Origin of the sequence: Burkholderia sp. E168m23 (assembly GCF_016586125.1) — a bacterium.
GTDB lineage: Bacteria > Pseudomonadota > Gammaproteobacteria > Burkholderiales > Burkholderiaceae > Burkholderia > Burkholderia orbicola.
The window spans coordinates 1-10,083 of record NZ_BCPP01000140.1 but is presented as its reverse complement, the minus strand read 5'-3'; the positions used below and the strand labels follow the sequence as shown (position 1 = coordinate 10,083).

Annotated in this window: 8 protein-coding genes and 1 pseudogene; 8 read left to right on the top strand and 1 reads right to left on the bottom strand. The window is 69.0% G+C overall.

Annotated features, from left to right (window positions below; all coding sequences use genetic code 11):
• The 6 genes from JMF90_RS10175 to JMF90_RS10150 form a co-directional block, all read left to right on the top strand.
• A partial coding sequence (locus JMF90_RS10175) for an aldehyde dehydrogenase family protein (protein WP_201325081.1) occupies nucleotides 1–449 on the top strand: 449 nt, incomplete at its 5' end.
• A gap of 229 nt (nucleotides 450–678) precedes the next feature.
• The gene (locus tag JMF90_RS10170) at nucleotides 679–2,262 is read left to right on the top strand and encodes a Na+/H+ antiporter (RefSeq protein WP_011548229.1); all 1,584 of its coding nucleotides are present in this window, start codon (nucleotides 679–681) and stop codon (nucleotides 2,260–2,262) included.
• 484 nt (nucleotides 2,263–2,746) lie between these two features.
• Complete coding sequence (locus tag JMF90_RS10165; protein ID WP_006479520.1) at nucleotides 2,747–3,880, top strand: hybrid sensor histidine kinase/response regulator; 1,134 nt, start codon at nucleotides 2,747–2,749, stop codon at nucleotides 3,878–3,880.
• Nucleotides 3,881–4,004: 124 nt separating this feature from the next.
• Complete coding sequence (locus JMF90_RS10160; protein WP_011548228.1) at nucleotides 4,005–5,681, top strand: methyl-accepting chemotaxis protein; 1,677 nt, start codon at nucleotides 4,005–4,007, stop codon at nucleotides 5,679–5,681.
• A complete protein-coding gene (locus JMF90_RS10155) occupies nucleotides 5,678–6,190 on the top strand; it encodes a chemotaxis protein CheW (RefSeq protein WP_006479518.1) in 513 nt (170 codons plus the stop codon). Before JMF90_RS10160 ends, JMF90_RS10155 begins: the two co-directional genes overlap by 4 nt.
• Entirely contained in the window at nucleotides 6,187–7,605 is a 1,419-nt protein-coding gene (locus tag JMF90_RS10150) for a protein-glutamate O-methyltransferase CheR (RefSeq protein WP_011548227.1), read from the top strand. Before JMF90_RS10155 ends, JMF90_RS10150 begins: the two co-directional genes overlap by 4 nt.
• Nucleotides 7,606–7,668: 63 nt before the next feature.
• Here the strand turns inward: JMF90_RS10150 and JMF90_RS10145 are convergent.
• Nucleotides 7,669–8,031, bottom strand: a pseudogene (locus tag JMF90_RS10145) (RNA-guided endonuclease InsQ/TnpB family protein); the annotation flags it as partial.
• A gap of 44 nt (nucleotides 8,032–8,075) precedes the next feature.
• Here JMF90_RS10145 and JMF90_RS10140 point away from each other — a divergent pair.
• Nucleotides 8,076–8,777, top strand: coding sequence for a chemotaxis protein CheW (locus JMF90_RS10140; RefSeq protein WP_011548225.1), 702 nt, complete (start codon nucleotides 8,076–8,078; stop codon nucleotides 8,775–8,777).
• On the top strand, nucleotides 8,774–10,083 hold a 1,310-nt coding region (locus JMF90_RS10135), incomplete at its 3' end, for a chemotaxis protein CheA (protein ID WP_201325080.1). The genes JMF90_RS10140 and JMF90_RS10135, both read left to right, overlap by 4 nt.

The following is a 10,083-nucleotide window of genomic DNA, read 5'->3' as shown; positions in this document are numbered from 1 at the left end:
CCGAATCCGAGTCGCGCCGGCTGTCGGGCTGGATGGACGCGGCCGTCGCGGCGGGCGCGAAGATCGTCGCGGGCGGCAAGGTCGACGGCGCGATGTTCGAGGCGACGCTGCTGGAGAACGTCGGGCGCGAGCAGGACCTGTACCGCAAGGAGGCGTTCGGCCCGGTCGCGATCCTCGAGAAGTTCGACCGCTTCGACGACGCGCTCGCCCGCGTGAACGACAGCGACTTCGGGCTGCAGGCCGGCGTGTTCACCGATTCGCTCACGCATGCGCACCGCGCATGGGACGAACTGGAGGTCGGCGGCGTGGTGATCAACGACGTGCCGTCGTTCCGCGTCGACAACATGCCGTACGGCGGCGTGAAGGATTCGGGCCTCGGCCGCGAAGGCATCCGCTACGCGATCGAGGACATGACCGAGCCGCGGCTGATGGTCGTGCGGCGCCGGTAACGCACGGCAGGCGGCGCGGTGCCATGACGGCACGCGGGCAGGCGATCGGCCGGCCCGCGTGCCGTTTTTCATGGTGGCGTGCGCAGCGGCACGGCGCCGCGCGTGCCCCACGCGGCAGGCCGCCCGAAACAGGCTCGACTGCGAGCCTCCCCTCGTGATGTAATCGCGCGAAACTGCCGACCGGGTACGACGCCGGAACGCGCGAATTCATTCTTCACGAGGTCGATTCATGTCCCCCGTCTCGGCATTCAAGCTGGTTCTGCTGTCATTCCTCGCGATCGTCGCGCTCGAATGCATCGCCAAGCGGCTGCGGCTGCCGCCCGCGGCCGCGCTGCTGATCGGCGGCATCGGCATCGCGTTCATCCCCGGGCTGCCGCCGATCAACCTCGATCCCGAGCTCGTGCTGCTGGTGTTCCTGCCGCCGCTGCTGATGGACGGTGCGTACTTCTCCGTGTGGGAAGAATTCAAGCGCAACGTCGGCGGCATCCTGATGCTGGCGATCGGAGCGGTGGTATTCACGACGTTCGCGGTCGGCTTCGCCGTGCACTGGGTCGTGCCGGCGCTGCCGTGGGCCGCGTGCTTCGCGCTCGGCGCGATCGTGTCGCCGCCCGATGCGGTCGCCGCGAAGGCCGTGCTCGAACGCGTCGCGCTGCCGCGCCGGTTGATGGTGCTGCTCGAAGGCGAGAGCCTGCTGAACGACGCGGCCGGCCTCGTGCTGTTCCGTTTCGCGGTCGCGGCCGCGCTCACCGGCGCGTTCAGCCTCGAGCACGCGGTCGTGCGTTTCGCGGAGCTGGGGCTCGGCGGCGTGGTGGTCGGCTTCGTGGTCGGCAAGCTCGTGGTGTGGTTCCTGAAGCTGCTCGACGACGACTATCTCGTGATCACCGTCGCGGTGATCGCCGGCTGGATCGCGTACATCGCGGGCGAAATGGTCGAGGTGTCGGGCGTGATCTCGACCGTCACGGCCGGCATGATCATCGGCTGGCATCAGCACGAGGTGTTCTCGGCGGCCGTGCGCACGCGCGGCACCGCGTTCTGGCAGGTCATCGTGTTCCTGCTCGAGGCGATGGTGTTCGTGCTGATCGGGCTGTCGCTGCGCGGCGCGATCCATCGGCTCGGCGGCTTCGAGCAGGTGCTCGGCACGATGGTGCCGCCCGTGCTCGCGGTGCTGGCGGCGGTGGTCCTGTCGCGCTTCGTGTGGATCTACGCGGTCGAGGCGCTGAAGTGGCCGGTGCGCGGCCTTGCGCGGCGCGGCGAGGCGCCCGACTGGAAGGCCGCGACGATCATGAGCTGGGCCGGCATGCGCGGCGTGGTGACGCTGGCGATCGCGCTGTCGCTACCCGAGGCGTTGCCCGGCCGCGACGTGATCCTGGTCGCGTCGTTCGCGGTGATCCTCGTCACCGTGCTGCTGCAGGGCACGACGATCGGGCCGCTGATCCGGCTGCTGCGCCTGCCGCAGCGCGAAGAGCGCGCCGCGCACCACCTGACTGAGCCGCAGACGTGGGCGTACGTCGAAGCCGCGCAGCTCGCGGCGATCCAGCCGCTCGTGCGTGACGAGAACGGCGTCGTGATCCATCCGCGCCTGCTCGAGCAATACACGTATCGCGCCGAGCTGACCGAACGGACGAAGAACGAGCCCGCATATCCGGCGGAAGTGCGCATGGCGCACTACGACGTGGTGCTGGCCGCGATCCGGGCGGGCCGCGCCGAACTGTTGCGCCTGCACCGGTCGGGGCGCATTCACGACGAGATGCTGCACGCGCTCGAACGCGATCTCGACCTGCAGGAAGTGTCCGCGCAGCACGCGCGAGGGTAAGCGGGCGCGCGGCACGCCGCTCGCGAATCGCACCACGGGCCGGCGTCCTGCCGGCCCTGCCGCGCGCGGGTCGAGCGCCCGTTGCGCGATTGTCTCTTTTCCGCCTGCCGATTCGGGTTATTCGAATCCGGCCCTCAATACGATCGGCCGCCAGCCTTGCAACGCATGCAAACCTCGTGGCGGCGGTCTCGCAAACGTTATCGTCTTTCGAATCCGGAAATGATCCGATTTATCTGTTTCCGTCTCTTTCTGCATATTTGGCAAAACTAAACCGGAAGGAGATAGATGCTGTGTTCTAATTTCATTTAGAATCAGCCGGTTATGTTTATTGAGAGAAAGAATGCGGAGGTAATGCGGTCGCCGACGGGGAAACAAGCGGCGTCCGAGGCCCCGCAAGGCAGTGCCGACAGGCCAAATCGGCGGAATCAGGCGGGTTTTTCAACTGCCAATATAAGATAGCGTCCAAGTCGGATAAACAACTCCTATGAAAGAATCGATTGGAGATTCGGCGTTTGAAACTGTATTTATGAAAGAATCGAGCAGTGATAATGCCTCGGATTGCCTCGAATCGGGGTTATCGGTCCTCCTCGTCGACGACCAGCCGTTCGTCGGCGAGGTGATCCGCCGCGCGTTGCGCAGCGAGCACGACATCGACCTGCACGTGTGCACCGACGCACATCGGGCGATGGCGGTCGCGCGCGACGTGAAGCCGACGGTCATCCTGCAGGATCTCGTGATGCCGGAGATCGACGGCCTCGATCTCGTGCGCGCCTGGCGCGCGGACGCCGGCACCGCACGCGTGCCGATCATCGTGCTGTCCGCGAAGGAGGAGCCGATCGTCAAGCGCGAGGCGTTCATCGCCGGCGCGAACGACTATCTGGTGAAGCTTCCGGACGCGATGGAGCTCACCGCGCGCATCCGCTATCACTCGAATTCGTACCTGATGTCGCGCCAGCGCGACGAGGCGCTCGATTTCCTGTCGCACGACATGCGTTCGCCGCAGACGTCGATCCTCGCGCTGCTCGACGTCTACCGGACCGAACACGGCGACATGCCGGCGATCATGGAGCGCATCGCCGGCCATGCGCGGCGCGCGCTCGCGCTCGCCGACGGCTTCATCCACCTGACCCGCGCGCAGTCCGAGCGCCGCGCGCACGAGGTCGTGAGTCTCAACGAGATCGTGCTCGACGCCGTCGACCAGCTGTGGGAGAAGGCTGCCGGGCTCGGCTGCCGGGTGATCGCGCACGTGCCGGATACCGAGTGCGTGACGATGGGCGACCGCATGATGCTGACGCGCGCGGTCGCGAACCTGGTCGACAACGGGCTGAAGTACGGCCCGGCCGGGATGGACGTTCATTGCACGCTGACCGGCGAGGGCGGCGCCTGGCTGATCGGCGTCGAGGATGCCGGCACCGGCATCGCGCCGGAGCAGCGCACGGCCGCGACCGAGTCGTTCGTGCAGCTCGAATCCGCGCACGGCGCGGCGCGCGGCGGCTTCGGCCTCGGGCTCGCGTTCGTCCGCGCGACGGCGGCGCGGCATCGCGGCCAGATCCTGATGCGCAATACGGCGCGCGGCTTCATGGTCGCGCTTCGGCTGCCGGCGCAAGCGGAGCGGTGATTTCGCGGCGCGGCCTGCCGGCGCCGCGCCGCCCGCGAGACCCCGACGCGCTCGTGGCGCGCCCTCCGGCGCGCAGGCGGGTGTGGATTTTTTCAACGCAGAATTTAGAAAGCCCATAACGAACATGGCCACCGTGACGCCCCGCGCGACCAATGAAAGCCTGCATCCGACGATCGGCGCTGCCCGGCTGACGCTCGGCAATCGCATCCTGCTCAGCTTCGGCGTGCTGTTCGTGCTGATGCTGGTGACAGCCGGCGTGTCGTACGAGCGACTGCGCGCGATCAACGCCGAAGCCGTCAGCATCGAGCGCGACTCGTTGCCCGGCGTCTACCTCGCGTCATCGCTGCGCGCGGCGGTCAACGAAACGTTCGTCATGCTGCAGCAGGCGACCTTCGTCGAGACCGACCCCGACGCCGTGCAGCGCGATCTCGCGAAGATCGCGGACGCGACGAAGCAGGTCGAATCGCTGTCGGTCGACTACCAGGCGTCGATCTTCCGCGACGACGACCGTGCGCGTTTTGCGACGTTTCGCGGCGCATACGATCGCTACCTGCCGCTGTTGACCGACGCGGTACAGAGGCACCGCGGCTCGCGCGACGAAGCGATCGCCGCCTACGCGAAGGTGTTGCCGGGGTGGGCCGAGGTCGTGCAGGACGCGAACATCATGGTCCAGGAGAACCGCAAGTTCGCGGACCAGTCCGCGAGGGTGATCCGCGAATCCGTGCAGGACGCGGAAGTCGTGCTCGTCGGCGCGCTGACGATCATGCTGCTGTCCGCGCTCGGGCTCGGCTACATGCTGTACCGCTCGGTCACCGTGCCGATGGCGCGGCTCGTCGAGGTGCACGACGTGATGCGCACCGGCAACCTGACCCATCGCCTCGATCTGCGCCGCCGCGACGAATTCGGCACGCTCGAAACCGGCTTCAACCGGATGGCCGACGAGCTGACCGAGCTGGTCGCGCGCGCGCAGCAGTCGTCGATGCAGGTGACGACGTCGGTGGCCGAGATCGCGGCGACGTCGCGCGAACAGCAGGCGACCGCGAACGAGACCGCGGCGACGACGACCGAGATCGGCGCGACCTCGCGCGAGATCTTCGCGACGTCGCGCGACCTGCTGCGCACGATGAACGAAGTGGCCGGCGTGGCCGAGCAGTCGGCGACGCTCGCGGGCGTGAGCCAGAGCGGGCTCACGCGAATGGGCGAGACGATGCGCAGCGTGATGGACGCGGCCGGCTCGGTGAACGCGAAGCTCGCGATCCTCAACGAGAAGGCGCTGAACATCAACCAGGTGGTCGCGACGATCACCAAGGTGGCCGACCAGACCAACCTGCTGTCGCTGAACGCGGCGATCGAGGCCGAGAAGGCCGGCGAGTACGGCCGCGGCTTCGCGGTCGTCGCGACCGAGATCCGCCGCCTGGCCGACCAGACGGCGGTGGCGACCTACGACATCGAGCAGACGGTCAAGGAAATCCAGTCGGCCGTGTCGGCAGGCGTGATGGGGATGGACAAGTTCTCCGAGGAAGTACGCCGCGGGATGCTCGACGTGCAGCAGGTCGGCGGGCAGCTGTCGCAGATCATCGCCGAGGTGCAGACCCTCGCGCCGCGCTTCCAGATGGTCAACGAAGGGATGCAGACGCAGGCGAACGGCGCCGAGCAGATCACGCAGGCGCTGTCGCAACTGTCGGAAGCCGCGCAGCAGACGGCCGAGTCGCTGCGCCAGTCGTCGCAGGCGATCGACGATCTGACGCTCGTCGCGAACCAGTTGCGCACCAGCGTGTCGCGCTTCAAGGTCGACGCGTGACGCGCGCCGATCCGCAGAACGGCGCCCACGCGCTGTTCCTGATGTTCGAGCTCGACGGCGAGCGCTATGCGCTCGACGCGGCCGGCATCGACGAGGTGCTGCCGCTCGCCGTCATGAAGGCGGTGCCCGGCGCGCCCGACTGGATCGCCGGGCTGCTGATGCGCGGCGGCCAGCCGGTGCCGGTGATCGACGTGCCGATGCTGGCGCTCGGGCGGCGCGCGCAGGCGCTGCGCTCGACGCGGCTCGTGATGGTGCGTCATCGCGCCGGTCACGCCGATGGCGAGCGCACGATCGGCCTGATCGTGGAGCGCGCGACGCAGACGATGCGGATCGACCGCGCGGCGTTCCGCGCCAGCGGCATCTCGACCGCGCGCACGCGCTGGCTCGGGCGGGTCGCGAACACGCCCGACGGCGTCGTGCAGCAGGTGTCCGTGCCCGACCTGGTCGACGACGTTGCACGCCTGTATCTGTTCGACGGCCTGCCGGGCCACGGGGAGGAGTCCGCATGAACATGTCCGAATCGCGATTTCGCGGCTGGTTGCTGCGCGAGACCGGCATCGACCCCGATTCGCTCGGCAACGATTTCCTGATGCGGGCGCTGGCGGATCGCGTGCATGCGTTGCAGGCGGACGGCGAGCGCGTGCCGTCGGCCGCGCGGCCGCCCGTGACGCCGGAAGCGCTCGACGCGTACTGGCAGCAGCTCAACGCGTCGGCCGACGAACGGCGTGCGCTGATTGAGTTGTTCGTCGTCCCCGAGACGTGGTTCTTCCGCGACCGCGAGGCCTTCGCGACGCTCGCGCGGCTGGCCGCCGAACGGCTCGCCGCGATGCCGGGCCGCGTGATCCGCGTACTGAGCGCGCCGTGTTCGACGGGCGAGGAACCGTATTCGGCGGCGATGGCATTGCTGGATGCGGGGCTCGAACCGGCCAGCTTCACGATCGACGCGATCGACCTCAGCGCGCGTGCGATCGAGCAGGCGCGGCTCGGCTGTTACGGGCGCAATGCGTTCCGCGGGACGGCGACGGAGTTTCGTACGCGGTATTTCACGCCGACCCGCGACGGCTGGCTGCTCGACGAGCGCGTGCGCGCGTGCGTGCAGTTCAGTCATGCGAACCTCGTCGAACCGGTGGCCGATACCGGCATTCGCTACGACTTCGTGTTCTGCCGTAACGTACTGATCTATTTCGACCGCGATGCGCAGGATCGCGTGATCCGCTCGCTCGACGCGCGTCTCGCCGACGACGGCATGCTGTTCGTCGGTCCGGCGGAGACGGGCGTCGCGATGCGGCACGGGATGCGCTCGGCGCGTGTGCCGCTGGCGTTCGCGTTTCATCGCGAGCCGGCCGGCGCGGCGGCCGATGCCTGCGCGGCGCGGCCGGCGGCGCCGCTGTCCGCGGCGGCGCCTTACCCGGGCGCGGAGCGCTTCACGGTCGCACCGCTCGCCGCGCCGCGGCCGGTGCTGGCCGTCGCGCCGCCGGCCTGGCTCGGCGACGTGCGTCAGCCGTTTGCGGTGCCGCCGCCGGCCGTGACGACGGCTGCGATCGACGCACGGGCCGACCTGGCGGTGGCCGCCGCGGCGGCGGCCGCACCGGCCAACGACGGTATCGCGCCGACGCTCGACGAGGCGCCGACGCTGGAGGATGCGCAGGCGCTGGCGAACGCGGGCGCGTTCGACGAGGCCGAGCGCGTGCTCGCGCAGTTCTCAGCGCGCGTTGGCCCGCATGCCGATGCGTTCTACCTGAACGGACTGATCGCGGATGCGCGCGGGCGCGCCGCGGAAGCGAGCGACTTCTACCGCAAGGCGCTGTACCTGCGCCCCACGCATCACGAGGCGCTGACGCATCTCGCGACGCTGCTCGACGTCGGCGGCGATCGTGCGGGCGCGCAATGGCTGCTCGAACGCGCCCGGCGTTCGGCCGGCTGACACGACGACGGGAATGGGACCGACACCGCGATGACCAGAGGAACGCTTGACGTCCTCCACCGCCTAAAGGCGGAGGATTCCCACACCTGGCGATGCACGTCCGCATCGGAGAATGTTCAGCGCAGCGTTGATATCACGATCATGCTCGACACCACAGTCACTGCAGGCCCATTCTCTTATTCTCAGTCCCGCGATACCTTTCGGCCGCGTCGTGCTGTCTTTCGATCCGCACGACGAACAGGACTGGGTCGAACCGCTTTCGTCGACTTCCTCGAACGTGGCCCCGTGCGCGATCGCTTTGTAGCGAAGCTTGTGTCGGAAGGACGACCAGGATGCGTCGTAGACGCTCTTCGCCATCCTGGTTCTGGCGAGTTTTGCGGCCGACACGTTGCCGACCGCGATGTAATCGAAGCGCCGCACCAGATCGTCCTTCCCGCCATCAATGGCGGAGTTTCTCGGAGAAAATTCTGATGAACCGCGCCGCCACTGACGACGCGACGCTCGACGTCGACGATTGCTGGAACCGGATCGGCACGCGCGGCGACCGCTCGTGCGAGCGGTTGAACGACTGCCTGCGCTGCCTGAACTGCCCGGTCTACGCGTCGAACGCGGCCAAGCTGCTCGAGCGTCCGCTCGACGTGGCCGAGATGACCGACGTCACGCGCCGGATGAGCGCGTTCGGCACGGCACACGCGAGCGACGACGACGGCGTGGCGCGCCATGCGGCGCTCGCGTTCCGGGTGGCCGACGAATGGCTCGCGCTGCCGATCGGCGTGCTGCGCGAGATCGCCGGCACGCGCCCGATCCATTCGCTGCCGCATCGCCGCAATTCGGCCGTGCGCGGCGTGGTGAACATCCGCGGCACGCTGCGCATCGCGATCTCGATCGGCGCGCTGCTCGGCCTCGATGCCGGCAAGGCCGGCAGCGGCAGCGACGACGGCCGTTTCACGCGGCTGCTGGTGGCTGCGCACCAGGGCGAACCGGTCGTATTCCCGGTGGACGAAGTCGAGGGCGTGCTGCGCTTCGGCGCCTCCGACTGGGTGCCGGTACCGGCGACGGTCGGGCGCGCGAGCGCCGGCCTGTCGCGCGGCGTGCTGTCGTGGCGTGGCAAGTCGGTGGGGCTGCTCGACGACGATCGTCTGTTCGACGCCGTGACAAGGAGCATGCGATGAGCGGCGATGACGACCTGAGCCACCTGTCGCTGCTCGAACTGTATCGCGAGGAGACGCGCACGCAGACCCAGGCGCTGTCGGAGCGGCTGCTCGCGCTCGAATCGGGCGAGCCCGATGCCGTCGCGCTCGAAGCGTGCATGCGCGCCGCGCACTCGCTGAAGGGCGCCGCGCGTATCGTCGGCGTGCCGCTCGGCGTCGAGATCGCCGGGCGGATGGAAGAATGCTTCGTCGCCGCGCAGGCCGGCACGATCGCGCTGACGGCCACGCACGTCGACGTGCTGCTGGCCGGCGTCGATTTGCTGGTGCGGGTCGGCGATCCGCAGGGGCAACCCGTGTCGCAGACCGAGATCGACGTGTTCGCGGCGGCGCTGACGGGCGCCGACGGCGCGCAGACGATACAGGCGCCGGCCGCCGCGCCACCGCCCGTGCCGCCGTCGTTCGCGCCGTATCGCGATCACGACGGCGCCGCGAACGAGCCGGTCGGGGCCAGTGCCGCGGTGCCGCCGCTCGCCGTGTCGGGCGCGGTGCCCCATCCGGCCCAGGCCGGCCGCGTGTCGGGCGCCGGCGCGATGCGCCGCGTGCGCGCCGATACGCTGAACCGGCTGCTGAGCCTGTCCGGCGAATCGCTGGTCGAATCGCGCTGGCTCAAGCCGTTCGCCGAATCGATGCTGCGCGTGAAGCGCGCGCAGCGCGACGCAGCCCGTTCGCTCGACCTGATGGTCGAGCAGTTCGCCGACGATCTCGACGCCGGCATGCTCGCGTCGATGAACGAAGTGCGGCACATGCTCAACGACCTGCAACGCTCGCTCGCCGAGCGCATGGACGAATTCGACCGCTTCGAGCGGCGCAGCACGCATATCGCCGAGCAGTTGTACGACGAGGCGCTGCAATGCCGGATGCGGCCGTTCGGCGATGCGACGCGCGCGTATCCGCGCATCGTCCGCGATCTCGCGCGCTCGCTCGGCAAGCAGGTGCGTTTCTCGATCGTCGGTGAAGGCACGCAGGTCGATCGCGACATCCTCGACCTGCTCGACGCGCCGCTCGGCCACCTGCTGCGCAACGCGATCGACCACGGCGTCGATTCGCCCGACGCGCGCCACGCGCGCGGCAAGCCGGCCGAGGCGAGCGTCACGCTCGAGGCGCGCCACAGCGCCGGCTCGCTGCTCGTCAGCGTGATCGACGACGGGCCGGGGGTCGACATGGACGCGCTGCGCGCGGCCGTCGTGCGCCAGCGCCTGACCGACGACGAGACGGCCGCGCGGTTGTCCGATCCGGAATTGCTCGAATTCCTGTTGCTGCCGGGCTT

Coding starts and splice junctions, on each gene's coding strand:
- JMF90_RS10170 (WP_011548229.1), top strand. CDS start 679: ATGTCCCCCGTCTCGGCATTCAAGCTGGTTCTGCTGTCATTCCTCGCG.
- JMF90_RS10165 (WP_006479520.1), top strand. CDS start 2,747: ATGAAAGAATCGATTGGAGATTCGGCGTTTGAAACTGTATTTATGAAA.
- JMF90_RS10160 (WP_011548228.1), top strand. CDS start 4,005: ATGGCCACCGTGACGCCCCGCGCGACCAATGAAAGCCTGCATCCGACG.
- JMF90_RS10150 (WP_011548227.1), top strand. CDS start 6,187: ATGAACATGTCCGAATCGCGATTTCGCGGCTGGTTGCTGCGCGAGACC.
- JMF90_RS10140 (WP_011548225.1), top strand. CDS start 8,076: ATGAACCGCGCCGCCACTGACGACGCGACGCTCGACGTCGACGATTGC.